Annotated in this window: 26 protein-coding genes and 1 riboswitch; of the genes, 19 read left to right on the top strand and 7 right to left on the bottom strand. The window is 36.1% G+C overall.

The annotated features are described in order from the left end of the window. The first annotated feature begins 10 nt into the window (after positions 1–10). From ACS3UD_RS11870 to ACS3UD_RS11860, 3 genes are all read left to right on the top strand, one after another. Positions 11–949: an AEC family transporter gene (locus ACS3UD_RS11870; protein ID WP_308139410.1), complete on the top strand. Its 939-nt coding sequence runs from the start codon at positions 11–13 to the stop codon at positions 947–949. A 10-nt stretch (positions 950–959) separates the two neighbouring features. Next, positions 960–1673 carry a TrmH family RNA methyltransferase gene (locus tag ACS3UD_RS11865; protein WP_308139411.1) on the top strand — a complete coding sequence of 238 codons (714 nt, stop codon included), beginning with the start codon at positions 960–962 and terminating at the stop codon, positions 1671–1673. Between the two features lie 236 nt (positions 1674–1909). After that, positions 1910–2173, top strand: a complete 264-nt coding sequence (locus ACS3UD_RS11860; RefSeq protein ID WP_308139412.1) for a hypothetical protein — start codon at positions 1910–1912, stop codon at positions 2171–2173. Positions 2174–2210: 37 nt separating this feature from the next. Here ACS3UD_RS11860 and ACS3UD_RS11855 read toward each other — a convergent pair whose 3' ends face one another. After that, positions 2211–2699 (bottom strand): flavodoxin domain-containing protein, encoded by a 489-nt coding sequence (locus tag ACS3UD_RS11855; protein ID WP_308139413.1) that lies wholly within the window; start codon positions 2697–2699, stop codon positions 2211–2213. Between the two features lie 231 nt (positions 2700–2930). Beyond that, positions 2931–3029: riboswitch (glycine riboswitch) on the top strand. Positions 3030–3140: 111 nt separating this feature from the next. Between ACS3UD_RS11855 and gcvT the strand changes: the two genes are divergently transcribed. The 6 genes from gcvT to guaA all read left to right on the top strand — a co-directional run bounded on the left by gcvT (position 3141) and on the right by guaA (position 10577). Further along, the gene (gene gcvT, locus ACS3UD_RS11850; RefSeq protein ID WP_308139414.1) at positions 3141–4235 is read left to right on the top strand and encodes a glycine cleavage system aminomethyltransferase GcvT; all 1095 of its coding nucleotides are present in this window, start codon (positions 3141–3143) and stop codon (positions 4233–4235) included. A gap of 28 nt (positions 4236–4263) precedes the next feature. After that, positions 4264–4638 (top strand): glycine cleavage system protein GcvH, encoded by a 375-nt coding sequence (gene gcvH, locus ACS3UD_RS11845; RefSeq protein WP_308139415.1) that lies wholly within the window; start codon positions 4264–4266, stop codon positions 4636–4638. Between the two features lie 10 nt (positions 4639–4648). Further along, positions 4649–5986 (top strand): aminomethyl-transferring glycine dehydrogenase subunit GcvPA, encoded by a 1338-nt coding sequence (gcvPA, locus tag ACS3UD_RS11840; RefSeq protein ID WP_308139416.1) that lies wholly within the window; start codon positions 4649–4651, stop codon positions 5984–5986. 1 nt (position 5987) lies between these two features. Beyond that, positions 5988–7448, top strand: coding sequence for an aminomethyl-transferring glycine dehydrogenase subunit GcvPB (gene gcvPB / locus ACS3UD_RS11835; protein WP_308139417.1), 1461 nt, complete (start codon positions 5988–5990; stop codon positions 7446–7448). A 1-nt stretch (position 7449) separates the two neighbouring features. Next, the gene (gene lpdA / locus ACS3UD_RS11830; RefSeq protein ID WP_308139418.1) at positions 7450–8850 is read left to right on the top strand and encodes a dihydrolipoyl dehydrogenase; all 1401 of its coding nucleotides are present in this window, start codon (positions 7450–7452) and stop codon (positions 8848–8850) included. Between the two features lie 194 nt (positions 8851–9044). Further along, positions 9045–10577 (top strand): glutamine-hydrolyzing GMP synthase, encoded by a 1533-nt coding sequence (guaA, locus tag ACS3UD_RS11825; RefSeq protein WP_308139419.1) that lies wholly within the window; start codon positions 9045–9047, stop codon positions 10575–10577. A 97-nt stretch (positions 10578–10674) separates the two neighbouring features. Here the strand turns inward: guaA and ACS3UD_RS11820 are convergent, their stop codons facing one another. After that, entirely contained in the window at positions 10675–10983 is a 309-nt protein-coding gene (locus ACS3UD_RS11820; protein WP_308139420.1) for a DUF4368 domain-containing protein, read from the bottom strand. 265 nt (positions 10984–11248) lie between these two features. Between ACS3UD_RS11820 and ACS3UD_RS11815 the strand changes: the two genes are divergently transcribed. Next, positions 11249–11380, top strand: coding sequence for a hypothetical protein (locus tag ACS3UD_RS11815; RefSeq protein ID WP_308139422.1), 132 nt, complete (start codon positions 11249–11251; stop codon positions 11378–11380). A 266-nt stretch (positions 11381–11646) separates the two neighbouring features. Here the strand turns inward: ACS3UD_RS11815 and ACS3UD_RS11810 are convergent, their stop codons facing one another. From ACS3UD_RS11810 to ACS3UD_RS11800, 3 genes are all read right to left on the bottom strand, one after another. Next, entirely contained in the window at positions 11647–12228 is a 582-nt protein-coding gene (locus ACS3UD_RS11810; RefSeq protein ID WP_308139423.1) for a GNAT family N-acetyltransferase, read from the bottom strand. 9 nt (positions 12229–12237) lie between these two features. Beyond that, positions 12238–12714: a tRNA (N6-threonylcarbamoyladenosine(37)-N6)-methyltransferase TrmO gene (gene tsaA, locus ACS3UD_RS11805; protein ID WP_308139424.1), complete on the bottom strand. Its 477-nt coding sequence runs from the start codon at positions 12712–12714 to the stop codon at positions 12238–12240. A 99-nt stretch (positions 12715–12813) separates the two neighbouring features. Further along, complete coding sequence (locus ACS3UD_RS11800; protein WP_308139425.1) at positions 12814–13629, bottom strand: MerR family transcriptional regulator; 816 nt, start codon at positions 13627–13629, stop codon at positions 12814–12816. Positions 13630–13796: 167 nt separating this feature from the next. Here ACS3UD_RS11800 and ACS3UD_RS11795 point away from each other — a divergent pair, with 167 nt between their 5' ends. Then, entirely contained in the window at positions 13797–14105 is a 309-nt protein-coding gene (locus ACS3UD_RS11795) for a hypothetical protein (protein ID WP_308139426.1), read from the top strand. A gap of 186 nt (positions 14106–14291) precedes the next feature. Here ACS3UD_RS11795 and ACS3UD_RS11790 read toward each other — a convergent pair whose 3' ends face one another. Together ACS3UD_RS11790 and ACS3UD_RS11785 are read right to left on the bottom strand one after the other, a co-directional pair. Continuing rightward, positions 14292–15938 carry a M56 family metallopeptidase gene (locus ACS3UD_RS11790; protein ID WP_308139427.1) on the bottom strand — a complete coding sequence of 549 codons (1647 nt, stop codon included), beginning with the start codon at positions 15936–15938 and terminating at the stop codon, positions 14292–14294. A 2-nt stretch (positions 15939–15940) separates the two neighbouring features. Then, complete coding sequence (locus ACS3UD_RS11785; protein WP_308139428.1) at positions 15941–16297, bottom strand: BlaI/MecI/CopY family transcriptional regulator; 357 nt, start codon at positions 16295–16297, stop codon at positions 15941–15943. 233 nt (positions 16298–16530) lie between these two features. On the opposite strand from ACS3UD_RS11785, the gene ACS3UD_RS11780 reads away from it, so the two are divergent. From ACS3UD_RS11780 to ACS3UD_RS11745, 8 genes are all read left to right on the top strand, one after another. Beyond that, a complete protein-coding gene (locus tag ACS3UD_RS11780; protein WP_308139429.1) occupies positions 16531–17826 on the top strand; it encodes an L-cysteine desulfidase family protein in 1296 nt (431 codons plus the stop codon). Between the two features lie 55 nt (positions 17827–17881). Further along, a complete protein-coding gene (locus ACS3UD_RS11775; protein ID WP_308139430.1) occupies positions 17882–18418 on the top strand; it encodes a TRAP transporter small permease in 537 nt (178 codons plus the stop codon). Next, positions 18415–19722, top strand: coding sequence for a TRAP transporter large permease (locus ACS3UD_RS11770; RefSeq protein WP_213927293.1), 1308 nt, complete (start codon positions 18415–18417; stop codon positions 19720–19722). The genes ACS3UD_RS11775 and ACS3UD_RS11770 overlap by 4 nt, the downstream gene beginning before the upstream one ends. A 41-nt stretch (positions 19723–19763) precedes the next feature. Then, the gene (locus tag ACS3UD_RS11765) at positions 19764–20762 is read left to right on the top strand and encodes an ornithine cyclodeaminase family protein (RefSeq protein WP_213927294.1); all 999 of its coding nucleotides are present in this window, start codon (positions 19764–19766) and stop codon (positions 20760–20762) included. 24 nt (positions 20763–20786) lie between these two features. Next, positions 20787–21809 carry a TRAP transporter substrate-binding protein DctP gene (gene dctP, locus ACS3UD_RS11760; protein WP_213927295.1) on the top strand — a complete coding sequence of 341 codons (1023 nt, stop codon included), beginning with the start codon at positions 20787–20789 and terminating at the stop codon, positions 21807–21809. 131 nt (positions 21810–21940) lie between these two features. Continuing rightward, a complete protein-coding gene (gene sdaAA / locus ACS3UD_RS11755) occupies positions 21941–23473 on the top strand; it encodes an L-serine ammonia-lyase, iron-sulfur-dependent, subunit alpha (protein ID WP_308139432.1) in 1533 nt (510 codons plus the stop codon). 181 nt (positions 23474–23654) lie between these two features. Continuing rightward, positions 23655–24377 (top strand): FadR/GntR family transcriptional regulator, encoded by a 723-nt coding sequence (locus ACS3UD_RS11750; protein ID WP_308139433.1) that lies wholly within the window; start codon positions 23655–23657, stop codon positions 24375–24377. A 445-nt stretch (positions 24378–24822) separates the two neighbouring features. Beyond that, positions 24823–26322, top strand: coding sequence for a histidine kinase (locus ACS3UD_RS11745; protein WP_308139434.1), 1500 nt, complete (start codon positions 24823–24825; stop codon positions 26320–26322).

Below are 26322 nucleotides of genomic sequence, written 5' to 3'. Positions count from 1 at the left end.
AGGACTTGATGTGGAAAATTTATTATTCTCAATCAATGTTGTATTGCCAATATTCTCTCTGATGATGATAGGATATTTTCTGAGACAGATAAAAATATTTGACAAAGATTTTCTTGTGAAGGCAAACAATTTTGCATTTAAAGCGCTTCTTCCGGTGCTTTTATTTAATAATATATATAAGAGTCATATTTCAGATTCGGTTAACATACGTTTGATTCTGTTTGCTATAAGTATAGTTTTGATTCTGGTAGGCATAATGTTTATAGTGGTTCCCAAATTTGAAAAGGAAAAAAGAAACCGCGGCGTAATAATACAGGCCATATATAGAAGCAACTTTGTGCTTTTCGGTGTTACGCTCAGCAAGAATATTTTTGGAGATGCTAACCTGGAAGTTGTTACAAGCCTTACTGCAGTAATAATACCGTTGTTTAATTTTCTGGCCGTAGTAATATTGGACTGGTATTCAGAAGTAAAGAGTAATTTATTAGATACTGCCGTAAATATAGTTAAGAATCCGTTAATAATAGGTTCTGTTCTTGGCATCGTATTTTCTATTTTTGGCATAAGGCTTCCGGGTTTTGTGGAAAATGTGGTGTCTGATGTAGCAGGAATGGCTACGCCGCTTGCTTTGATGGTGCTTGGCGGTGAGATTGAAATCAAAAATTTATCAAAAAATATAAGGCATATATATTTTGCCGCATTTGGCAGACTTATACTATTTCCGGCAATTATACTTATTGCCGCAGTATTGCTTGGCTTTAGGGATGTTGAACTTGGAGCGCTACTAAGCATGTCTGCTCCGTCATGTGCTGTTTCAAGCTATACAATGGCGCAGCAATATGATTGTAACTATGAATTGGCCGGACAGCTTGTATTTGTTACTACTATGATATGTCCTTTGACTATATTCATGTTTATATATTTATTGAAGACTTTTGCTCTAATTTAAGGAGAATTAAATGGATATAAAAGCGTATAAAAAGGGCTTTGAGCATTCATATACATTTGGTATGTTTCCAACCGTTGAACTGATAAAATTCCGGCCTGAAGCAGTTGTAAAGGTGCTGGTTAGCTCTAATTATAAATCGGAATCGGATGCCGATATTTTTGAAATTTGCAGAAGGTACGGCGTGAAGACAGAAGTTGCCGATAAAGCGATAAGACGAATAAGTGACAAGGAAAATAATTTTGTTGTTGGTGTGTTTTCCAAATACCAATGCCGGTTGAATGCAGAAGCTTCGCATCTAGTTCTGGTTAATCCGGGAAATATGGGAAATATGGGAACAATTATACGAACGCTGACAGGTTTTGGGTTGAGCAACCTGGCAGTTATAAGTCCCGGCGTCGATATATTTGATCCAAAAGTGGTCAGAGCTTCGATGGGTTCTCTGTTCAGAATAAATTTTAAATATTTTGATAGTTTTGATGAATATAAAGATGCGTATAATAATAGAAGAATTTATACATTTATGTTGGACGGAGCAAAGACACTAAAGGATGTTAGGCATGATGAAAACGAGCTGTTTTCTCTTGTTTTTGGAAATGAATCCACAGGACTGGATTCAAGCTTTTCTTCTGCAGGTACAAGTGTGTTTATAAAGCATACCGACAGGATAGACTCCCTAAACTTAACCATAGCTGCCGGAATTGCAATGTATCATTTTTGCAGTTAGATTTATTGTAAAAAAATACTTTGAATTCAATAAAAAGGATAAATAATTCATCGCCAAATGTTAATAATATATTTGAGGCAGCAAATTGTAATAACTGTCTTTAATATGTTGATTGAAGGTGATCGATCATTACGAACAATAATAGCAAAAATTCAAATAACGATTCATTGTTATTGAATTGGGAAGAACAGTCAAAATTAGACAGCCAACAAAACTTAAGGGAGCAGATGAAGCGAATGAATAATAATTTCCAAAATAAGAATGAAACCAACAGATTTGAAAACAAGAATAACAATAATTTCGAAAACAAAAATAATAACAAAAACAATAACAACAGATTTGAAAACAAAAACAACAACAGGTTAAACAATCGTGAGAACAATAGATTTGATAACCGCGAAAATAACAATCAAAACAATAATCAAAATAATAATAATCAAAACAATAACAACAGAAACAATAACAACAGAAACAATAACAACAATAATGACTTTAGATAACACTAAAAATAAGAATGGCAACTTAAAAATGCCATTCTTATTTTTTTGATTGTAATATATCACTTGCCATTGTCTGTATACTTTCGTAATCTATTTCTGTAAATTTTCGGCTTTCTAATTTGAAATTTTTTTGAACGGTTTTAATAATTAATCGATCAAACAATTTATGGGGCTTAACTTTTAATTTTCCTCCGAAGCATTGGATTGATATGGATTTGTTCAATAGTTTCTTTGGGAAATTATGAAGTAGGTATTGATTAGCTTTTTCTGGGAAACCGCAACACAAATATATGGCAGTGTTTTTTTTCATAAGTACTTCTAAGTTATGTCTGATAAAATTTACTACTGAAGAATGTATGTTGTTAAATCTTATACAACTTCCTATTATAATGGTATCATAGCCAGATATGTCCGGGCTTTCTTTAGTTAAATTTACTACATGAGAACCAGGAAGTTTTTCAGACAGTAACTTCGCGCATTCTGAAGTAGTGCTGTTATTGCCTGCATATGTTATTAAAATATTCATTTTCCACTCCATATATTGATATATATAAAATAATAATAGTTTAGCAGATAAAAGTCAAGAAGTATATATTGATATAAAGTTATCATAAATATGCGGACAATAGCTCTCTTAAAAGTAGTTTTTTTCACGATACAAAAACTGTTGACTCTTTGGAATTAAAGTTTTATAATATGGTTAAAAGTAACAAATAAAGGTTTATCAGTAAGAATAAAAATACGCAAGTATAATTGTATGAAAAGCTTTGGAGAGACCCCGAAGGGGGAGCCGAAGAAGCAAGTCGCACGTGTCGAGTGCGATGAAACTTTCAGGCAAAAGGATGAAGCTTGGACAATTCTCTGAATAACAAAGATTAAGACAGAGGTAATGACATTGGTTATTATCGCTGTCTTTTATTTTAGGCATTATTATATGTCAAATGAATAATTGAAAAGGAGTGATTTAGTGAAAACGACACCATTATATGAAAAGCATTTAGAATTAAAGGGTAAAATAATTGACTTTGGCGGTTGGAATCTTCCTGTGGAATATTCGGGGATAATTTTGGAGCATGAGGCAGTTAGAAGTAAGGCGGGATTGTTTGATGTGTCTCATATGGGAGAGATAACAGTCAAAGGTGAAGATGCGGAAAAATATCTGCAAATGATTGTTACTAATGATATTTCTGTTCTTGCGGATAATCAGATAGCATATACAACAATGTGCTATGAAGATGGTGGAGTAGTAGATGATTTGCTGGTGTACAAATACAGCAGTACTGATTATTTGCTTGTTGTTAACGCTTCGAACACTGAAAAGGATTATGAGTGGTTGAATAATAATGCGTTAGGGAATATAAAAATTAAAAACGTATCGCTTGATTATGCTCAGCTTGCTCTTCAAGGGCCTGAAGCACAAGCGATTTTACAGAAGCTTGTAAATGAAAATTTAGACGAAATAGAATTTTATCATTTTAAAAGCGACGTGAATGTTGGTGGAATAAGTGCTTTGTTATCACGAACAGGATATACCGGAGAAGATGGGTTTGAACTTTACTTCGCTTCTTCCGAAGGGCCTAAGATGTGGGATATGCTTCTTGAGGCAGGAAAGGAAAACGGAATAGTTCCGGTGGGACTGGGAGCAAGAGATACATTGAGATTTGAAGCGGCTCTTCCTTTATACGGTCACGAAATAGATAAAGATGTAACGCCTCTGGAGGCTGGCCTGGGTTTTTGCGTAAAATTATCAAAGAATAATTTTATAGGAAGGAATACCTTATCAGAGCAAAAGGCATCAGGATTAAAAAGGAAACTTGTGGGATTTGAAATGCTTGGAAGGGGAATTCCAAGGAATCGATACGAAGTGCACTCAGACGGTAAAAAAATAGGCTATGTAACTACAGGGAGCTATTCGCCTACTTTGAAGAAAAATATAGGTCTTGCATTAGTAGATGCAGAATATGCAAAGGAAAAAACACCTATTGAGATTGTCATAAGAAATAAAAATGTAAAAGCTGAAGTTATTAAAAAGCCATTTTATACAAAAAAATATAAAAAATAATGAAAATATAAAAATAATGGAGGGCATTATGAAATTATTAAAGGAATTAAAATATGTAGAATCACATGAATGGGTGAAAGTAGAAGGAAGCAAGGCTTATATAGGTATAACAGATTATGCTCAGGATCATTTGGGTGAAGTGGTGTACGCTGAACTTCCTGAAGTGGGTGCAACTGTTGAAAAGGGAGACCAATTTGTAGTTCTTGAATCAGTAAAGGCTGCATCAGATGTTTATGCTCCGCTTTCAGGCACTATAGTTGAAGTCAATGAAGAGCTTGCAGACAGCCCAGAAAAGATAAATGAATCACCGTACGATGCATGGTTTGCTGTTATAGAAATGTCCAATCCAGATGAAACACAATCTCTGCTTACGTCAGAAGACTACGAAAAAATATGCGAGTAAGGAGGAACGAATGACAAGATATATAGGAAATACTAATAATGACCAAGAGCAGATGCTTAAAGAAATGGGATATGATAGTATCGAGTCTCTATTCAAGTCAGTTCCTCAGTCGGTAATGCTAAAAACAAATTTGGATATTCCAGAGGCGGTATCTGAAATGGAGCTTGTAGAGAAGATGAAGTTATTAGCAAATAAAAACTGTAATCTTGATGACTATACATGCTTTTTAGGTGCAGGTGCCTACGACCATTATATTCCGGCGGTTATAGATCACTTAATTTCACGCCAGGAGTTTTATACAGCGTATACTCCATATCAGCCAGAAATAAGTCAGGGGACACTGCAGGCCATTTTTGAATATCAGACGTTGATAAGCGAATTGACAGGCCTTCCTGTTGCAAATGCTTCGTTGTATGATGGTGCTACTGCATTGACAGAGGCAGCAATCATGGCATGCGAAGCTACGAAGAGATCCGAGGTTATAATTGCATCAAATGCTCATCCTGAAAGTATAAAAGTGCTTAAGACATACGCGCAGTTTAGAGATATTACGGTAACTGCTGTCGGATATAAAGACGGACAAATTGATTTGGATGATTTAAAAAATAAAATTAATGAAAACACGGCCGCTGTAATTATTCAGAGCCCTAACTTCTTTGGAATTATTGAAAATATAAAAGATATAGCAGATATAGCTCATGAAAATAAGAGCCTGCTAATAGCCAGTGCTGATCCAATATCGTTGGCATTGCTGAAAAGCCCTGGGGAATTGGGAGCTGACATAGCTGTAGGCGATGGACAGTCACTGGGAAATCCACTAAGCTTCGGCGGACCTTACCTAGGATTCATAGCAGTTACAAAAAAACTTATGAGAAAATTGCCTGGCAGAATTGTAGGAGAGACTGTTGATAAGGATGGGAACAGAGGCTTCGTTCTTACACTACAGACGAGAGAACAGCACATAAGAAGGGAAAAAGCGACTTCTAACATTTGCTCAAATCAATCATTAAATGCTTTGACTGCCGCTATTTACCTAACGCTTATGGGAAAAGAAGGATTAAAGGAAGTTGCCAACCTTTGCGTACAGAAAGCGCATTATACATATAATGAATTAATTGGAACGGGAAAATTCAGTTCCGTATTTTCTAAGCCATTCTTTAAGGAATTTACGGTAAAGAGCGAGAAAGATGTAGCAAGCCTTAACAAAGACCTACTGAAATACAACATTATCGGAGGCTATGAACTGGCAAAAGATTATCCAGAACTAAAAGACGGCTGGCTTTTGGCTGTAACAGAAAAACGTACAAAAAGTGAAATAGATAATTTTATTAGAAAGGCGGCAGAATAATATGCTAAAACATCAACCCTTGATATTTGAATTAAGCAGAGAAGGGCGAAAAGCATATTCTCTGCCTGAATGTGATGTTCCTTCTTTAGAAATGGAAGAACTTATTGGTAATGAATATTTAAGAGAAAAATCTCCTGAACTGCCTGAGGTAAGTGAACTTGATGCGGTACGTCATTTCACACAACTTTCGCAGAGAAACCACGGTGTAGATACAGGGTTCTACCCTCTGGGAAGCTGTACAATGAAGTATAACCCAAAGGTAGACGAAGTAGTAGCAAGATTTGACGGATTTTCAAAAATTCATCCATATCAGCCGGAAGAAATTTCACAAGGAGCTATGCAGGTGATATACGAGCTTGATGGCATGCTTTCAGAAATTTCGGGAATGGACAAATGTACTCTTCAGCCTGCGGCAGGAGCTCACGGAGAGCTGACGGGCCTTATGATAATAAAGGCATATCACAGAAGTAGAGGCGACGAAAAAAGAAATATAATAATTATTCCTGATTCAGCCCATGGAACAAATCCTGCTTCAGCAGTAGTTGCAGGGTTTGAGACAGTTGAAGTTAAGTCAAATGATAAGGGTTTAGTTGATTTAGAATCCCTAAAAACTGTTATGAGTGATAAAGTGGCAGGGCTTATGCTGACAAATCCTAATACGCTTGGTTTGTTTGATGAAAATATATTGAAGATATCTGAGATAGTGCATGAAGCAGGCGGGCTTATGTACTATGACGGAGCGAATGCAAATGCAATTCTTGGCGTTACCAGACCTGGAGATATGGGATTTGATGTAGTTCATTTCAACATTCACAAAACATTCAGTACACCTCATGGCGGAGGAGGACCTGGATCTGGACCGGTAGGGGTTAAGGAGCATCTTAGCGCTTTCCTGCCTGTTCCAGTTGTTGCTAAGAAAGAAAATGAGTACGTCTTCGATTATGACAGACCGCTGTCTATAGGAAAGGTAAGATCATTCTATGGAAATTTTGGAGTTTATGTGAAAGCCTATGCTTATATCAGGGGACAAGGTCCGGAAGGATTAAGGGCTGTAGCTGAAAATGCAGTGCTCAATGCAAACTATATTGCATCAAAACTCAAAGGAAGATACTACCTGCCTGTTGACAGAGAATGTATGCATGAATGTGTGTTGTCAGGCGATTTACAGAAAGAACGCGGTGTAACCACTCTGGATATAGCTAAGAGGCTTCTGGATTTCGGATACCATCCTCCTACAGTTTATTTTCCGTTAATTGTTTCTGAGGCAATGATGATAGAGCCAACAGAATGTGAAACAAAGGAAACATTGGATCAGTTCATAGGGGCTATGATACAGATTGCTGATGAAGTAGAAAATGATCCGGACGTAGTAAAAAATGCTCCGCATACAACAGTAGTTTCCAGGCTTAATGAAGCTCAAGCCGCAAGGAAGCCTGTACTTCGCTATAATAAGCAGGTGTAGAATGAATAGAGATTTGGTTATTATCGGTGCGGGCCCAGGAGGCTATGAAGCGGCTATAAAGGCCGCACAGCTTGGAGCTAAGGTGACGGTTATAGAAGAGACCGGACTTGGTGGAACATGCCTGAACAGTGGGTGTATACCAACAAAATCCTTTTATAAGAATGCAGAAACAGTTAAATCATTAAAGAGTATTGAAGAGTATGGAATAGCAATGGGAAATTACTCATTTGATATGCCAAAAGCTAAAAAGAGAAAAGATGAAGTTGTCAGCAAACTTGTATCAGGTATTGATAAACTGTTAAAAGCAAACTCAATAGAAGTAATAAAAGGAAGAGCTTCATTTAAAGGAAAAAATGTATTAGAAGTAATAAGTGAAAACAGTGTCGAAGAAATAACATTATCAAATATTATTATAGCTACAGGCTCGGTTTCATCATCAGTTCCTGTCACCGGAATTGATTTGCCAGGCGTTATAACAAGTGATGAGATATTAAACTTTGAAGAAGTTCCTAAAAGTTTGGCCATATTAGGCGGAGGCGTTGTAGGAGCCGAATTTGCCGGAATATTTGCTGCTCTGGGGTCTCAAGTAACGATAATAGAATTCCTGCCTAAAATATTGTACAGACTTGATGATGAACTGTCTAAAAAATTGGCTGTTTATATGAAAAAACAAGGCATAAAAATTTTGACAGGCTCTGCACTGAAAGAAGTACATAAAGCAGAAGAAGGACTTAAGTTGACGGTTGATAGCGGAAAGGGAATCTTTGAAGTTCAGTGTGATTACTTGCTGTCAGCTGCCGGAAGGAAACCTAATATAGATGGATTAAACCTTGAAGCTGCAGGAATAAAATATGATAAAAAAGGAATAAAGGTTGACGAAAAATATATGACTTCAGCGGAAGGAGTATATGCAATAGGTGATGTAATTGGAGGCACAATGCTTGCGCACATTGCATCGGAAGAGGGAAAATCATGTGTTGAAGGCATATACGAGCATACTTTGCCACAATTAAACTACAATGCAGTTCCTTCATGTGTTTTTACATTTCCTGAGGCTGCCTCAGTTGGAATGACAGAAGACGAGGCAAAAGAAGCAAATATAGAATATGTTATCGGTAAGTCAATGTTTGGAGCTAATGGTAAGGCTCTGGCAATGGGCGAAGGTGAGGGATTTGTAAAAGTCATGGCAGAAAAAGACAGCCATAAAATAATTGGAGTTCATATAATGGGCCCTCATGCTAGTGACATAGTGCATGAAGGATCTATGGCAATAAAAAATGGACTTAAGGTTGAAGATATTAAAACAACAGTGTTTGCTCATCCCACGTTGTCGGAGGTTTTTTACGAAGCCGTATGCTGCTGCACGGGAGATGCAATACATTCAATGCCAAAAAAGAAGTGATATACATAAATAATATTTATGTTAATAAAAAGCTGGCGACCGCCCGCTTTTTATTATTTTTGTAAAATATAGTAATATTTTACTTGGCCTGTAAGATTTATATATCTGATCGGCTTTTTATTAATTGACATGAATAAGTTTTTTTGATAATCTATATAAAAAATAAAGGTCGTTTACCTAAGAGGAGTAAAAAAATGATAGTAATAGTTGATTTTGGTGCACAGTACAGTCAACTCATAGCGAGAAGAGTTAGAGAAGCAAATGTGTATTGTGAAATAATGCCATACACATCTTCAATCGATAAAATAAGAGAAAAGAAACCTGAAGGAATAATACTTTCCGGAGGACCGGCCAGCGTATATGCTGAAGATGCTCCGAGCATTTCAAATGAAATATTTAATTTAGGAGTTCCTTTGCTTGGTATTTGCTACGGTGGTCAATTTATAGCTCAGGAATTCGGAGGAAAGGTAAAGGGAGCCGATTCTAGAGAATACGGAAAAATTAAGCTTCAGATAATGTCAGGCGATAACCTGTTTAAAGGAATCGAGCAAGATACGCTGTGTTGGATGAGCCATACAGACTATATAGAAAAAGCACCGGAAAATTTTGAAATAACTGCAAAATCAGATACATGCCACATATGTGCTATGAAAAATGAAGAAAAGAAAATTTACGCAGTTCAGTTTCATCCAGAAGTTGAACACACTCAAAGAGGAAAGGAAATTATCAATAACTTCCTGTTCAATGTATGTGGGTTAAGCAAAGATTGGAATATGGGTAATTTTGCTGAAGAAAGCATAGCAAGAATCAAAGCCGAAGTAGGAGATAAAAAAGCTCTCTGTGCTTTGTCCGGAGGAGTGGATTCATCTGTTGCTGCAGTAATGGTTCACAAGGCAATCGGTTCAAACTTAATATGTGTATTTGTTGACCATGGTCTTTTGAGAAAAGACGAGGGAGATCAGGTTGAAAAAGTATTCAAAGAAAAGTTTAACATGAATCTAATCAGAGTAAATGCAGGCGAAAGATTCCTCGGCAAATTGGCAGGAGTTACAGAACCGGAAAGAAAAAGAAAAATAATTGGCGAAGAATTTATTCGAGTATTTGAAGAAGAAAAACAAAAATTAAAAGATGAGTTCGGACATATTGATTACTTAGTTCAGGGAACAATTTACCCTGATGTTATAGAAAGCGGTACAGCAACTGCATCTGTTATAAAAAGTCACCACAACGTAGGCGGACTACCGGAAGACGTAGATTTTGAGCTCCTGGAACCATTAAGACAACTGTTTAAAGATGAAGTTCGACAAGTTGGAAGAGAGCTTGGAATACCGGAAGAAGTAGTTGAAAGACAGCCATTCCCTGGCCCAGGTCTTGCAATCCGTGTATTGGGTGAAATCACAGAGGATAAATTAAAGATAGTTAGAGAAGCTGATTTCATATTCAGAGATGAAGTCAAAAAAGCAGGTCTGCAGAATAAAATTTGGCAGTACTTCGCTTGTTTGCCTAACATCAGAAGTGTAGGAGTTATGGGAGACGGCAGAACATACTCACACACAGTTGCATTAAGAGCAGTAAACTCAACAGACGGAATGACTTCCGACTGGTCAAGAATTCCATACGAAGTTCTTGAAAAAGTATCAACCAGAATAGTAAACGAAGTGGATAATGTAAACAGAATAGTTTACGATATTACAAGCAAGCCACCTGCTACTATTGAATGGGAATAGTAAAAAAGCCAAATAATAAGACCACAAACCCAGTATTAGCAAGGGTTTCGTAAGGATGTTTTTCAGATTTAGGATATGCGGTATAGCATTTGAGGTGCTATACCGCTTTTCCTTTCCAAAGAGTAAACTTTGAGTGGTCGAATATCCCGATATGATTGTAGATAATCTCAATTTCCTGTAACCGCCTCCCGCTGCTTTTATCGGGAGCATGGACAAGTATCTTATCCACAAACTCATGCAGTATTTCAGGGGTAAGTTCCGTTAAGTGGGTGTACTTCTTGACAATGGAGAGTAAACGGTCAACATTGACGTTCTGCTTTTCCTCCTGCTGAATGTTCTCTCGTAACTCTGCCATTTCTTTTTGTAAATCGGACTGCTCTGCATCATATCCCTTTGAAAGTTTCATAAATCGTTCATCCGACAACTTCCCACTTATATTATCCTCATAGATACGCTGAAACAGATTATCCAGTTCCTTTGTCCTTGTTTGGATTTCCACCAGCCGTTTTTATGTTTTGCCAGGTCCTTGTTCCTTTGGCGCACATCCGTCTCCATTACCAACTGAACAAATTCATTTTCGTAAGCAGAAACATATCCAATAATCTCTTTCAGGTTATCCAACACGATCTGTTCAATGACAACATTACGGATATAGTGCATGGAGCATAAGGATGTGCTTTTACGATAAGCGCTACAAAATTTTGAAAGGCTCCGGCACAGGCGGAAAACCGTCAAAAGCACAAAAAAGCCCGACTGAAAAAATCCAGTCGGGCAAAAATGATTTGTTGACTATTAAATATTGATATGTGAGTTCATCTTGTTAGCCGGAATATCCTGTTGGTGGGGACAGGCTTTTTTTGACAAACTATTGATTGTCAAATATTGTCGATATAAAGTTTTCACGGCTATACCTCCTAAGATAACGCCGTATCCTTAAAAAGGGCGACTTTAATACTCTTGCTTTGAAAAAAGAAAAACGGCGGCTTTGATTGTTATTTCAAAACCGCCATTAAGCTATTTTAATATAAAATGGGCGCATGAAAACTACGCCGCCACAACAACGGTTTTTTTATTTACCGTTGGGCAGTAGCTTTTTATCAGTTATGTCAATATAATCTGCTTTCGTCATACCATACAAATAGTAATCACAATATGTGTTCACCATTTTACCGTCCCGAATATGCCCCTCCCGCTTAAATCCTGCTTTTTCAAGTGTTCTATATGACGCGATATTTAGAATGTGAACATCAGACCATAGCCGCTGTAGCTCTGTTTTTTCAAAACAGAAAATCACTACTTCTGTTAAGGCTTCTGTCATAAAGCCATTTCCTTGATAGATTGGAGAGAGCCGGAATGCTACTTTTGCCATACGGTCATTTTCTATGAGATATACCCACATTTCGCCAATTACTTTATTGTCCTTTTTATGGACAATACCCCAATGAAAACTCTTTGTAGGTCTTTCTTTTTTTTGAAATAGCAATTCGGGGTTTAAGTCACTTTTTCCGGGACGTTTTCCCCAATATTGATACAATGAATTGTCACTCAACCATTCTTTCAAATTGGCAACATCATCATATTGTAGTGGACGCAATAAGAGTTGCCCTGTTTCAAGTATCGGTTTGTTCTGAACAAAATCCTGTAGTTTCATAAAGCCCCCTTAGAAATTAAATACCTGTTCCCAATTAAAGCAGCCGGACGCTTCTGTGCTTCTCGGCCATTCACTGCACCATGCTGGAACACCGGGCGTTTCTACCCTGTCAAAGCTCGGTGTGTATGGCTTTATATCCAGCACGGGAGTACCATCATTCGCGTCAATGAAAGTAACTCGAATAATTCCCTTGTTAAAATCAACGTTGATAATTTCTGATGTTGTTAAAGCAATAGGGTTAGGACGTGCGGGTGACCTTGTGGCGAAAACGCCCATTATTGTTGGCGCATTTTTATAGGGCTGTTCGGCTTGCAATATATTTCTGTTTGCCTGACTATCACATTCGCTAAACCACCACATTACATTGATATGGCTAAATCCCTCCAATGCTTGCAGTCCGGAAATATATTCCGGTTCTAATTCAATAAATGCTCCGCTGTCATCATTTTTTACCTTTCCAATAGGTTTTAATTGATAATAATTCATATCGTACCTCCTCATTTTCTGTTGTGAATTCAGTATAATACCTCACATCATGTGAGATACAAGAGGGAAAATAAAAATGCCCTACATTTTTGCAGGACATTACGTTTGGAGTTCCAACGGTATTTGAATTTCGGTCAGGTACTTTGCTGGATTACTCTCATTCCACGATCCTCTATGCACAATTTGCCGCATGGGGTTGGACATTCGATATTTACTATTTTTTTGCAACCATTCAGCAAAAGCAATATACGCTCCTTTGATATTTGAAAAATCACCATATACCATTGTGCAAGCCATAACAGGTACTGGCTCGATAATATGGAAGGAAAACGGGGCAATATTTTTGCATAGCTTACTTACAGGGACGCATAACTCAATATCCACATTTTGTTCCTTATACTCTGTGTCATGATAAACAGAAAAAGTATGATTGGACATTACTATTTTCTGCTCTTTGGCAAAAGCAGAAAGTTCATTCCATAAATCGCCCTCGGAGTAGTATGTAGGAACAATTCTGCGTAAAGAAAGCACTTGATACTCTGGTATTGATTTAATGGAAATGTTGTAATGAAGTTCTCCTTTGTTTCCTTGTATTTCGCTTTTAGCAATCGCAATTTTCCGTAGTTTTTCCTGCTCATTTTGTATAGTATCCATAATTTCTAATCGCTTTTGGTCAAGGGTTTCAAGAAGTAAACAATCATCCATTTCAAGTGCAAGCGCAATTTCAGGAACACTAAAACCGCTGTCACGCAAATACAATATTCTGTTTAGACGGGGTATTTGAGTTACAGAGTACATTCGGTGTCCCGTCCATTTATCGACTTCTGCCGGTTTCAACAGCCCCGCTTCATCATAATATCGAAGCATACGAATAGATACTTGCGTTAGCTTTGAAAACTCACCTATTCTAAACATTTTATCACCACCTATATATAATTATACTGGAAATTTTTTATACTTCAACCCGATTTTGCATGTCTAATAATCAATAATAATATGCGCTATTACTATCAATACTATGATGCGTGTAATCATATCCAAGACACGCAGGTGAACGGTAAAATGTAATAGGGTGAAATATTATGAAGAAAGCAAAAGAAAAGTTTGATTTTAAGGCTTTCGGACTGGCAATAGAAGAGGCACGAAAGGCAAAGGGATATTCAAGAATTTTACGGTTTCATCTATTGTATAAATCTAAAAATACGACTTCATCATCAAATATTTTTAATACTTCTTGGGTTTCTTCTGAAAATTTGCTGGGCATGATTATCATTCCATTATGGTTGTCATCGGTGTTGTTGCAAGCTGATAATACGATTGATGTTACTAAAATTAATGAAAGTATTGCTTTTTTCATTGCACCCTCCAATCGTTGTAAAATTAGGATTTGATATTATGCTTATTCTACTAAACCATCTATTTATTTCCTGTATTTTTTATTATTGTATCATGCAAAGAAAATGATGTAAACAAAACGCTTTATTTATACAAATATTACTTTCTTTACAGAATGTTCGAACGATATGTGTTCAATATGTTTTGGCTTAACATATGAGATCGAAATGTCATTCGATCTATCAGTTCACTTGCTGCTGTTTTATTTGTTCTGTTTGTTCCAATACTTTTTGAGATATGTCCTTAATCACTTTTTCAAGGCCCTCACGAGTCTCAGTTCTTGCAAAATAGTTTTCACCTAAAAATGCTGAAGCTGTACCATTTGCTAACTGGAATGTATTTGAATTTACCCCATCATTAAAGACAAATTGTATTATCTCTGCATTCTCAATTAAAGAAAACATAACAACAGCATTTTGAGTAAATATATGTTGATGTAATGACCCAGAATAGAAGTTGCGAGTTTCTGTATCAGTTTTTAAGTGTACGGTGATTGTATATGGGTGTCCTTCTGTGTATAACTCAAATTCATCATAAATAATATTTTCTGGAAAAATAAGCGACGAAATAATGTTTCCAACAGCTGAGTTATCTCCGATGTATTTGGTGCGATTTTCCCATAAAGTGTTTACATCGTAGGCTTTTTCTTTACTGACGAAAGGTATGAAGTAACCAGTGTAATCCTCTAAATAGATAGTATTTTTCTTTTCTGGGTCTTGATAAATAGGATTTCCTGCATATTTTGCATCTAAGCCAATCGCTTGAAAATTACTATTAAACTCTTTGTTAAATCCGTGAAGAACACTATCAAGAATGCCTATTTCAAAAGCATTATATGGTAATTCCATTATGTTTTCACCGCTTTCATAATAAATGGTTTCATTAATTCGTATTTTAGCCTTAAGAGGGTTGCTCACAAGTCCCACAGTTACACAAATAATAGCTAATACTGTCACTAAAATTATCCAAAAGGTTGGTTTTTTGTAGTTTAGCACATTCTTTATTCTGCCTTTTGTATCCCCCTCGCCAAAGGCAAGAGGTGTGCCATAAATCATGTGTCTGCCTGTTGCAAGGGAAAGGAGCGAATTTGAATAATCTTTTTTTACATCATTGCCTAGCTTTTTGATAACGGCTTCATCACAGGACATTTCCATATCCTTAGCACTTAGAAAAAATGCAACCCAAACCAGCGGATTAAACCAATGGACGCATAACACCAAAAAGCTGATAATCTTAATAACGTGGTCAAAACGCCTGATATGGGTTTGCTCATGAAGCAGGATATATTCTTTTTCTTTTGCAGTAAGGTCTGCTGGCAGATAGATTTTAGGAGAAAATATGCCCAAAACAAAGGCGGTTTTTAAACCGTCGAAAATATAAATATTATTTAAACTATGTACGGCGCGTTTGAGTTTGCTTTTTAGTTTTAAAAGTGAAACTATGCTGTAAGCGAGTAGTACCATAATTCCGAGCAGCCAAACAAATGTAAAGATACTTTGTAGCGCGGGCGCAGAATTAACCGCATGAATATTTTCTATAACAGTGCCGTCAGGAATATTTGCAGGCGTTTCAATTATAGATGAAAAAGTGGTAAATTCATCTGAAAATGGGCGAAAGTTCTCCATTGTTCTACCGGTTAATGAAAAAATGCTCAATACGCTTTCAAAAGAATATGGGCAGATTAGTCGAAATAAAACTACACTCCACAAAGCGTAAGAAAAAATTTTCGGCGATTTCTTGAGGAATAACCGTGCAAGTAGTACAAATAGAATTACGTAACTTGCTGTAAAACTCATGTTCAGTGCTGATGAAAATAAATTATCTATCATAACTATTCCTCCTTATGTTCATTTATTAGTTTTTGTAATTCAGCAATGTCCTTATCGCTTAGCTTGTTTCTGCGAGTAAATGCAGCTAAAAATTTTGGCAATGAACCTCCAAAATTTTCTGCTACCAGTTCTTTCCCCTGAGTTGCTCCAAAATCCTCTTTGCTCATCAAAGCCACAACTGTACCATTCTGATTTTCAAAAATACCTTTTTCACAGAGTCCTTTGAGCATAGTATATGTAGTAGTGCGTTTCCAACCCAGTTTTTTCTCGCAAATTTCTGTTAAAGCACGAGATCCGATGGGTTGATGCTCCCAAATAATATCAGCAAAAACTTTTTGTTTTTTTCCTAGTTTATCCATAAGAAAACCTCCTGTCGTATTTCATTAGACTGTAATATGTTATTAGTCTACTCTGATTAGACAAAATTGTCAAATCTTTTGTTATAAATGAAATTAACAAAAAAGGATACAAATACTCTTTAAATTAGAAATTTTATTTTAATTTATAATAATATTATATTGACAATGTAATATTATCATAATATAATACATTTAAACAAATAAACACTAAAAAATTATATCGAGGTAATCAGATGAATGAAAAGCAAAGGAAATTGTATGCTATTTTAAGAAAAGAAGTAACACCGGCTCTTGGATGTACTGGTCCTACGGCTGTTTCTTATGTAGCCGCAGAGGCAGCGACTGCCGTTGGAGGTAATCCTCTGAAGGTGGAAATTAAAGTAGACCGGCATATAGGAACAAAAAATAGCGATGTTGGTATTCCTGGTACAAGTGTTGTAGGACTAAAAATGGCGGCTTCTCTGGGAGCGCTTGCAGGGGATGCAAAAGCAGGTTTAAATGTTTTACATAAAGTGACAAATGAGGATGAACAAAAAGCACTGGCTTTTTCTAAGGAAGGTAATGTAAAAGTTATACCTGATTTGGAAACGGATATTCTTGGACTTTATATGGATTGTATAGTTACAACAGACAAAGGCACTGGACGAGCTATTGTTTTAAAAACGCATAATAATTTAGTTTATCGTGAGGCAAACGGTGTCAAACAGGTTAATATTCCATTTGATCGCATTAATTCAATGAATGAAACAAAAGATGTAATGGCTCATTATCAGATAGCTGATTTTTATGAACTTGCTACCAAAACGCCTATAGAAGATTTAGAATTTATAAAAGAAGCTATAAAACTTAATAAAGCATTAGCTAATGCTTGCCTTTCAGGCCAAGCAAAAGGTGCAGGTTTTGGTATATCAATGCAAAAACGTGCGGGAGGTGATATGATAAAAAGGGCTCAGGCAATTACAGCAGCTGGTGCCGAAACAAGAATGATTGGCTATCCATTGCCTGCAATGAGCTGTGCAACAAGCGGTAATGTGGGAATTACAGCTTCACTTCCTTTAATCAGCATGGCGGAAGACATGAATTGTTCTGAGGAACAGCTGCTTCGTGCATTGGCTATGAGCTTTCTGATGACGATTTGTGTCAAGAATCGTATCGGACGCGTATCTTCCATGTGTGCGTGTGTTACAGCAGCATCTCAGGGAATAGCAGCCGGAGCAGCTATGCTGTTGGGAGGAGATTTGGCATGTATAAACAAAGCTATTAATAATACCATTGTAAACATTTTTGGTGTTGTTTGTGATGGCGCGCGTTTGGCTTGTGCATTGAAACTTGCCTCTGCTGCTGGCATAGCATTGGAATGTGCAATGATGGCATATGATGGAGTTGAAACACCTTTAAATGAGGGCGTTATTGGAAGCACTGCTGACATGTCTCTGAATTTTATGGGAAAATTTGCTCAGACGGGCATGGCTGGTTCTGACTTAGCGCTGTGTAAGGCGCTTTATGAAAAACAATTAGAGCAGGAGTAAACTTCTATCACGCTAAATAATATTTATGGCTTTATTGAATGGAGAGGAGGACAAGATGGAATATTATAAGAGTATTAAAACGCCTGCACTAAGAAGGATTTATCGAGTGATTATCGCTGTGCAAAGATTTATATGCTATATCTGTGCTATAGCGCTTCCGCTTATCATTACCTATCAGGTAATTCTACGCTATATTCTTAAGGCACCGTTAATGGGAATTGAGGAATTATTAACATTTTTCATTATTTGGCTTTATATGATGGGGGGATCTGTTGCATCAGAAAAACGTAGTCACATAGAGTGTGGTATTTTAACGCTTTATATAAAAAAGGAAAAAACAATGAAAATATTCAAACTATTTAAAGCGCTTTTTTCTTTTATTATATGTGCATGGTTGACACGTTGGGCATTTTGGTTTTTTCAGTATTCGTTTAAACTATGGAAGACAAGTGACATTTTAAGAATACCGATGTTTTTAGGCGAAAGTTCCATGTTTATCGGCCTCATATTTATGCTGTTTTTTGCAACAGTTGAAATGATTGATTATATTAGAGATCTAATAATATTTTTACAGGAGGGGAAAAGGTTATGAGTACATTAACTATTGTGGGGCTAGATGTTGTTTTGTTGGTAATGCTTCTAATGCTTAGTATTCCGTTACCTTATTGCTTTGCTGGTGCTTTGTTTTTTATGAGTATTTTTGGCAATGTATCAATGAAAAGCATGATGCTGTGGGCCTATTCGCAGTCTGTAGGAACTGTTTTGCTGGCAAGTCCGTTGTTTATTCTTGCAGGTACATATATGGGAGGCAGCGGTGTAGCAAAAAAGCTATTAGATCTTTGCGATGCTTTTATAGGGCGTATTAAAGGCGGAATGGGAGTTGTAAGTGTTATTACATGTGCTGTAATTGGTGCAATTTCTGGGAGTGGTTTTACAGGCGTTGCAGCTACTGGGCCTATTATGATTCCTAGAATGGTGGAACAAGGGTATCCAAATGGCTTTGCGACTTCATTGGTGACGGTGTCTTCTGTGCTTGGTCTATTAATTCCACCCAGCGCTATTATGATTATTTACGGCTGGATAACAGAAACTTCGATTCTTGCTTGCTTTTTAGCTACTGTAGGTCCAGGTATTTTAGTTATGTTGTTATTTTGTTTGATTAACCTTATAGAATGCAGGAAGTTTGATTTAAAACTAATGCCTCCAATGTCTTTTGCAGAAAAAATGGAAGTAACAGGAAAAAGAGCTGTGTCTGCAATTCCTGCTCTGATGATGCCAATTATAATTTTGGGAGGAATCTATTGCGGTGTATTCACGCCTACTGAAGCTGCAGCTGTTGCAGCAATATATAGCATACCTGTGGGAATTTTTATTTATAAGGCAATGAAGTTAAAGGATATTAAACAAATGACTTTTGATTCTATTTGCTCTATTGGATCAATAATGGTAATGATAATATTTTGTCTTATGCTAAGTCAAACGTTTGTCATGCTTCAAGTTCCTCAAGCACTGATTAAAATTATATTCAGCATTACCACAAATAAGGTAGTAATTTTGATTCTTATGAATATATTTTTATTTTTAGTTGGCATGATTGTAAACGATTCTACAGGTATGTTACTTTGTGCTCCATTGTTGTTGCCATTGGTCCAGCAACTTGGCATTTCTCCAATTCACTTTGCTGCAATTATGGGTGTGAATTTGGCCATGGGTGGTATAACACCTCCATATGCCAGCATCCTTTACTTAGGCATGCGTATAGGCAAATGTGAATTCAAGGATATTATTGGTCCAACAATGAAGTTATTGATATTTGGGTATGTTCCAGTTGTATTTTTGACTTCTTTTTACCCTGATTTATCACTGTTTCTTCCAAAACTTTTTGGATTTATATAATTCCTATACATGGAATTTAAAAAATATAAAGGAGATAAGATATGACAAAAATATTTGCTATCGATGATGTTAAACGCCTTATCACCATGGATGATGTTGTCCAAAGTGTGGAAAAGACTTTTTGTGGGCTGGCTGATGGCACAGTAATTAATCCCACAAAAGTTACGCTGGATTTGGGTGAATCTGCCCCTTATCCTCCGTATGAAGGATTCTTTAATGCAATGCCTGCTTATATTGGATATCAAGACATAGCAGGTATCAAATGGGTGGGAGGAATTTCAGGCGAAAGAAAAAAAGCTGGATTTCCCTTCATATGTGGAATTATTGTTTTAGCAGATCCGCGATTAGGAAAATTTTTAGCTGTTTTGGACGGAGCATATATTACGGATTTACGTACTGGGGCTCAGACAGCTGTAGCGCTAAAATACATTTTTACAGATAAAAAGAAATTAAAAATAGGTATTTATGGTGCCGGCATGCAAGCGCGTACTCAAACATTAGCTATTTCTAAATGCTTTGATATTGAAGAACTTCGAGTTTACGATGTAAATCCGATAGCGTCGGAAAAGTTTAAATCAGAAATGCAGGAAGTTGTAAATGGTAAAATTATTATTTGTAAGGAGCCGGTAGATGCTTGTTGTGGAGATGCTGTGATTTGTGTAACTCAGTCAAAGAAACGAATTATTAAAGCAGATTGGGTAAAGCCTGGAACTGTCATATTTCCGATGGGGTCCTATCAAGAAATTGAAAACGAAGTTATTGAAAAGTCTGATATGATTATTGTTGACCATATCGGACAGGCTTTACACCGCGGGGCATTAAAGGATTTAAGCCAGCAAGGAAAGATTACGGAAAAAGATATTACAACTACAATTGGAGAACTGGCTAATGGTTCTGTTAGTCTTGGCGATATAAGTGATAAACGAATGATTTGTATTCCTATTGGTACAGGTGCTATGGATGTTGCGGTTGCAGGTATTTTCTATGAGAGAGCCATTGCTCAGGGATTGGGTGTTGACTTTGATATTACAGGTGAATAATCCTAAAAATTGGAGGAATGAATAATGAAAAAGTTTTTTGCTTTACTTATTGTATTAGTTATGTTAGTATCTTTGGTTGCCTGTGGAGGCAGCAATGAAGTTGTAGAACAGAATGAAGAACAGACAGTTAAATTATCTTTGGCACATATTAGACCAGTAGGTTCTTCAGCGGATTTGGCAATAAAGGCTTTTGCTGAAGAAGCTACAGAACTTTCCGGAGGTACCTTGGAGTTTGAAATTTATCCTGCTAGCCAGCTAGGCGATTATACAACTGTCCAAGAACGAGTTGGCATAGGCGATGTTGATATGCAAATTGCCAGTCTTGGTAGTAATATGGATAAAGTTTTCGCTATGTCTAATGCTGCATATCTTTGCAGCACTTGGGATGAGGCTAAAAAAATGTTTTCGGAAGGAAGTTCTTTGATTGAAATTTATAAAGAAAAATTAGCTGAATATAATATGACTTATTTGGCAGCATACCCGCTATATTTTGGAGGTATTGCATTGAATGTGGATCCTGTTGACCCAACTAATCCGCAAGCGCATTCAGGCATTAAGATTAGGGTGCCATCTATGACTACTTTTGAAAAGACTGCAACAACACTTGGGTACTTGGCAACTCCGTTACCATCTTCTGAAATGTTTACTTCAGTCCAGACTGGTGTAGTAGATGGGGCTATTGGAGCGGGCGCTGAAATGTATTATGGAAATCTATCTGGTTTGGTAAAATACTATCTCCCTATTAATGATCACTTTGAACAATGGTATATGTATATCAATACGGATAAATGGAATAGCTTAAGTGATAATCAATGTAATGCAATTCAAACTGCTGCAAATAATATGCAGGAAGCAAGATGGAAAGTTGCAGAAGCTGAAACTTCTGAGTATGAACAAAAGCTGCGAGATAGCGGCACCGTTGTTGTAGAATATACAGATGAACAATTGAGTGAATTTGCACATATTGTACGTGAGGCTGTTTGGCCTGTGATTGCAGAGGAATATGGCTCTGAATATTTTGAATCTGTTGTAGATAGTATAAAGTAAATTTATTAAGTGTACAAAAAAGCCGCATAATTAAGCGGCTTTCTTGTCTTTTGATTTAGTTGCTTGTATATGCTAGTTTTTTGAATTTTCACAAGGCATTATAGAGTTACGTTAAATTAAGGAGGATATATATGAGTACAAGTATTTTTGAAATTATAGGACCAATTATGATTGGGCCTTCCAGCTCACACACTGCTGGAATGGTTAGGATTGGAATGATGGTTAACAGAATTGTAAATGAAAATATTCAATATGTGCATATAGAATTCAGTCCAAAGCTGCAAACAACATACTCGGGGCATCGCTCAGATGCAGCTTTAATTGGTGGCGTTATCGGTTTAAGTGAAAGTGATATAAAAATCAGAGATGCTATTGCTTTAGCGCGATATCAAGGGATAGAAACAAAAGTTGATTTTCTGCCTGAGGGAATGTACCCTCAAAATACAGCTCGTATTATTGTTGGATGCAAGGACGGGAGAGTTGTTACGGTGGTAGGTACATCTGTTGGCGGTGGCAGTATTATTATTAATTCAGTGGACGATGTTCTTCTTGAGATTGTTCCTGAAGCATATCATGTTATTATTTGGAGTAATAATGATTTAAATTTATCGGGAATTAAGGGCAAAATTCAATCAGGAAAAGGACAGAAAGGATTCGTTACATGCTTAACATTTTCAACTATGCCTTCAGAAGTATTGCTATCACAGCTGCATAAGTTAAAAGGTGTTATGGAGTTTAAAGTTGTTCATCCGATTATTGACTATGGTATATCTTTGCCGAATGAAAAAAGCTATCAAAGCTGTTTAGATTTGTGCAAAGAGGCACAGCAAAGTGGACTTACCATAGCAGAACTTGCCGTAAAGTATGAGGCATCAAGAACCGGATTCTCTGAAAAAAGTATTCGTGATCGAATGTTTCAGCATCTAACAAAAATGAAGGAATCAGTTTTGGAGGGAGAAAAACCAAATAAATTATTGTATGGGTTGGCAAATGGTAGGGATGCATGTTTGTTAAGAAAAGCTGTAAATGAGAAAAAATTAATCTCCGGTGGTATTGTGCCTTTAGCTGTTTCAAGGGCTCTTGGTGTAATGGAGTATAATGGATCTATGGGTATAATTGTGGCAGCACCTACTGCAGGTTCTTCAGGCATTGTTCCGGGTTGTTTTATTACTTTACTGGAGGAATATAGGTTTTCAGATGAAAAAATCATAAATGCACTTTTTGTATGTGGTATTATGGGTGTTATAATGGCAAATCGAAAAGTGTCTTTTTCTGGGTCTGTTGGCGGCTGTCAGGGAGAAATAGGAGTGTCTAGTGCAATTTCAGCCGCGGGTATAGTTAGCTTATTTTCTAATGATTCTGCAAAAGTGGTTCATGCAATGGCGTTATGTCTAAAAAACCTACTCGGATTGGTATGTGATCCAATTGCAGGTCCTGTAGAAATTCCCTGTATTAAACGAAATGCTGTAGGAGTAGCCAATGCATTTATTTCAGCTGATATGGCATTGGCAGGAATTCGCAGCTTTATTCCGCCGGACGAAGTCATTGATGCTTTAGTCGATGTTGAAAAACGGCTGCCTCAAGAGTTAAAGTGTGCTACTGTAGGAGGGTTAGCTAGTACGTGTACAGCTAAAAAAGTTAGAGAAGAATTATTAAAACAATAATAAGAGAGAAAAAGGATGGATAATAAAAATATAGTTTAAAATGCGAATATATGTTATAATTAACCTATATGTATACTATGTTTATATTTGCAATTTTTGAATAACACTCTTATCGTGGGTGAGTATTGATGCATAATAACTGTAGTGAATATCAAAATAACTAATAGAGGAGGACATTGTTGTGAAGGCAATTAGGCGCCAATCTCTGTCTGAACAGGTTGTAGAATCTATTTTGCAATACATTAAAGATAATGATTTGAAATCTGGTGATCAGATTCCAACTGAAAGTGAATTTGCTGAGCTATTTAAAGTAAGCCGTACCAGCATTCGTGAAGCTATGAAGGCACTGAGCATTAATGGAGTGGTTTCATCTACACCGGGAAAAGGAACTTTTTTGCAGCCAAAAGCTATGAATACTGTTATAGGAAACGATGGTACGTTGCAAACAAAAGCCCGTGCTACAATTGCTCAGATTATGGAACTTCGTACACCTTTGGAGATTCTGGCTGCTGGATTGGCGGCCGAAAGAAGAAATACGTCGGAGCTTGAAGAACTAGAAGAAATTACGAAAAAGTATAGAGAGGAAGTACTTGCTAAAGGTTGTTGGATACAATGGGGAACAAAATTTCATTCAAAGATAGCCGAGATGAGTAGGAATCCTCTACTTGTTTCCACTCTTCGGCTTTTAAGCAATATGGTTGAACAATACCGCGAAAACTTGGCTGTATTTTATGATGATAAATCACTTTATATTGAAAATCAAAAACGTATTTATGCTGCTATTTGTAATCAAGATGTAGGCGCAGCTCAAACAGAGATGCAAAAACATATGAAAATTACTGAAGATGCTCTAAATATGATTATTAATGAAGGAAATGCAATAGAATTTCTTCCACATCAATAATATGTTATGAAATATTTTTTTCTGATGATATGATAATTAAATTTCCTTTTTAATTCATTGTTTTTCGTAAAAATAATGATGTTGTAAAATTTAAATAAATTTTGTTTTGGTTGTGTAAAATTTTTTTGTTCTCATATTTATTTAGGAACAATATATTTTTAGAACAGTATCTGGTAAGCTAAAATATCGGATACTGTTTTTATAATTTATGGATATGTTTATACTAGCAAGCAAAAATCTTAACCATTAACCAAAAGGTCAAAAATAATAAAAAAACAGTCAAATTTGATAGTATGATGATGCGTTCATGGTATTTTATAATGGAAGTTAATTAAGAAAGACTTGGCTTATGTTTACTATTTTTTCAAAAAGTGTTATCATAAAATGATCTCTAATAGTGAGATTGCAAAGAAATTTTTAATTAATAGGTTAAGGAGCTCAATATATGATTCAGAAAACAGAGTGGGGACACATCGAATGGTTGCATAAATGCAAGGAGGATGCCGCGTCTTCTTTTAGTGTAGGAATAACTTCGTTGCTTCAAGGTAAACGTATGCTGAAACATATTCATTATGGTATTGAACAGTTTATATATATACTTGAAGGGGACGGAATTTATTATATAAACGAAGAAAAAAAATATATTAGTAAAGATATGTGCTTTTATATGGAGCCTGATATAGTTCATGAAACAATAAACACAGGTTCTGTGCCCCTTAAGGAGCTGGTAATATCTAGACCTGTGAGTTATGATTCAGGCATAAAACTTGAAGAGGATTATCTTAATGCTAATCAAAGAACAGCCAGTTTGGTCTCAGTTAATATTATATATTCAGCAGTTGAGGCAATAACAACCTTGCTGCTTGAGTCAATAAGCCTTCCGTTTACGATTTACGATGATATGGGAGAAATTATTATTCAAAGCAGAAAGTTCTCCAGCTATTGTACTGCAAAGTGCAATCCTGCATGCAACAGCAAATCTTGTAGCTGCATGATTCAAAAAAATTTCGATAAATTGGACAAGGTAACACAGTTTACTTGCGAATATGGTCTTACAGTTTTCAGTTATCCTATTATATATAACGGATTGCAGCTCGGGACTATAAGCGGAGGACATATTCTTGTATCTGATTATACAACAAACGAACATGACGATTTATATGATTCTCCTGAAAGTACAGTTATTGGAATAAAAAGTTTACTTAAACAAATTGCTAAAAGCATTACAAGTTACTGTTCGTTTTATGAATCGAGGATGATGATTGAAAAAAAGGATAATGATATAAAAGAAGAAATAAGAAGAAACGAAACTCTTAAAAATAATTTGTACGTAATAAATGATAAAGTTACAAATTTACGAATTAATCACCACTTTCTTTTTAACACTTTAAATTCAATTGCAAGTATGGCATTAACCGGAGATAGAAGCTGTTTATATAATTCTATAATTGACCTATCAAAAATGTTCAGGTATACCATGACCGTTGATTTAAGGTTTGTGACGTTAACGTCTGAAATAGAATATCTGGAAACATATCTTAATTTACAGAAGTTAAGATATGGAGATGATCTAGAGGTTTTATATAATATTGAAAAAGGCATGGATAACATTAAAGTTCCATTTAACTTCATTCAACCTATTGTGGAAAATGCGTTTACGCATGGGTTTATACCCAGCAATAATAAAAAGTTAATAAAAATTTCCGTAGAAAAAGTTAAAGATAAAGCAAAAATAGTTGTATTAAATAATGGTGTGCTTTTAGATGACATTACCCTTAATAGAGTAAACAGAGGATTGTATAGAAATACTGGGCATGGATTGTCATTTATATATGAAAAGTTAAAATCAGCTTACAGTGATGAGTTCAGTATGAATATAACATCCAGCACAAAAGATAACACAAAGGTTTCTGTAATAATACCTGTTTTATTCGAGGAGGAATAG

The sequence above is a fragment of the Sedimentibacter sp. LTW-03 genome (genome assembly GCF_052059825.1).
Lineage (GTDB): Bacteria > Bacillota > Clostridia > Tissierellales > Sedimentibacteraceae > Sedimentibacter.
Note: the sequence above shows the minus strand (reverse complement) of the source record. Positions and strands in the feature narration are given on the sequence as shown.

Bases quoted from the DNA above. Each gene is read 5' to 3' on its own strand.
- ACS3UD_RS11865 (WP_308139411.1), top strand. From the start codon at position 960: ATGGATATAAAAGCGTATAAAAAGGGCTTTGAGCATTCATATACATTT.
- ACS3UD_RS11860 (WP_308139412.1), top strand. From the start codon at position 1,910: ATGAATAATAATTTCCAAAATAAGAATGAAACCAACAGATTTGAAAAC.
- ACS3UD_RS11855 (WP_308139413.1), bottom strand. From the start codon at position 2,699: ATGAATATTTTAATAACATATGCAGGCAATAACAGCACTACTTCAGAA.
- gcvH (WP_308139415.1), top strand. From the start codon at position 4,264: ATGAAATTATTAAAGGAATTAAAATATGTAGAATCACATGAATGGGTG.
- gcvPA (WP_308139416.1), top strand. From the start codon at position 4,649: ATGACAAGATATATAGGAAATACTAATAATGACCAAGAGCAGATGCTT.
- gcvPB (WP_308139417.1), top strand. From the start codon at position 5,988: ATGCTAAAACATCAACCCTTGATATTTGAATTAAGCAGAGAAGGGCGA.
- lpdA (WP_308139418.1), top strand. From the start codon at position 7,450: ATGAATAGAGATTTGGTTATTATCGGTGCGGGCCCAGGAGGCTATGAA.
- guaA (WP_308139419.1), top strand. From the start codon at position 9,045: ATGATAGTAATAGTTGATTTTGGTGCACAGTACAGTCAACTCATAGCG.
- ACS3UD_RS11820 (WP_308139420.1), bottom strand. From the start codon at position 10,983: ATGAAACTTTCAAAGGGATATGATGCAGAGCAGTCCGATTTACAAAAA.
- ACS3UD_RS11815 (WP_308139422.1), top strand. From the start codon at position 11,249: ATGTGCTTTTACGATAAGCGCTACAAAATTTTGAAAGGCTCCGGCACA.
- ACS3UD_RS11810 (WP_308139423.1), bottom strand. From the start codon at position 12,228: ATGAAACTACAGGATTTTGTTCAGAACAAACCGATACTTGAAACAGGG.
- tsaA (WP_308139424.1), bottom strand. From the start codon at position 12,714: ATGAATTATTATCAATTAAAACCTATTGGAAAGGTAAAAAATGATGAC.
- ACS3UD_RS11800 (WP_308139425.1), bottom strand. From the start codon at position 13,629: ATGTTTAGAATAGGTGAGTTTTCAAAGCTAACGCAAGTATCTATTCGT.
- ACS3UD_RS11795 (WP_308139426.1), top strand. From the start codon at position 13,797: ATGAAGAAAGCAAAAGAAAAGTTTGATTTTAAGGCTTTCGGACTGGCA.
- ACS3UD_RS11790 (WP_308139427.1), bottom strand. From the start codon at position 15,938: ATGATAGATAATTTATTTTCATCAGCACTGAACATGAGTTTTACAGCA.
- ACS3UD_RS11785 (WP_308139428.1), bottom strand. From the start codon at position 16,297: ATGGATAAACTAGGAAAAAAACAAAAAGTTTTTGCTGATATTATTTGG.
- ACS3UD_RS11780 (WP_308139429.1), top strand. From the start codon at position 16,531: ATGAATGAAAAGCAAAGGAAATTGTATGCTATTTTAAGAAAAGAAGTA.
- ACS3UD_RS11775 (WP_308139430.1), top strand. From the start codon at position 17,882: ATGGAATATTATAAGAGTATTAAAACGCCTGCACTAAGAAGGATTTAT.
- ACS3UD_RS11770 (WP_213927293.1), top strand. From the start codon at position 18,415: ATGAGTACATTAACTATTGTGGGGCTAGATGTTGTTTTGTTGGTAATG.
- ACS3UD_RS11765 (WP_213927294.1), top strand. From the start codon at position 19,764: ATGACAAAAATATTTGCTATCGATGATGTTAAACGCCTTATCACCATG.
- dctP (WP_213927295.1), top strand. From the start codon at position 20,787: ATGAAAAAGTTTTTTGCTTTACTTATTGTATTAGTTATGTTAGTATCT.
- sdaAA (WP_308139432.1), top strand. From the start codon at position 21,941: ATGAGTACAAGTATTTTTGAAATTATAGGACCAATTATGATTGGGCCT.
- ACS3UD_RS11745 (WP_308139434.1), top strand. From the start codon at position 24,823: ATGATTCAGAAAACAGAGTGGGGACACATCGAATGGTTGCATAAATGC.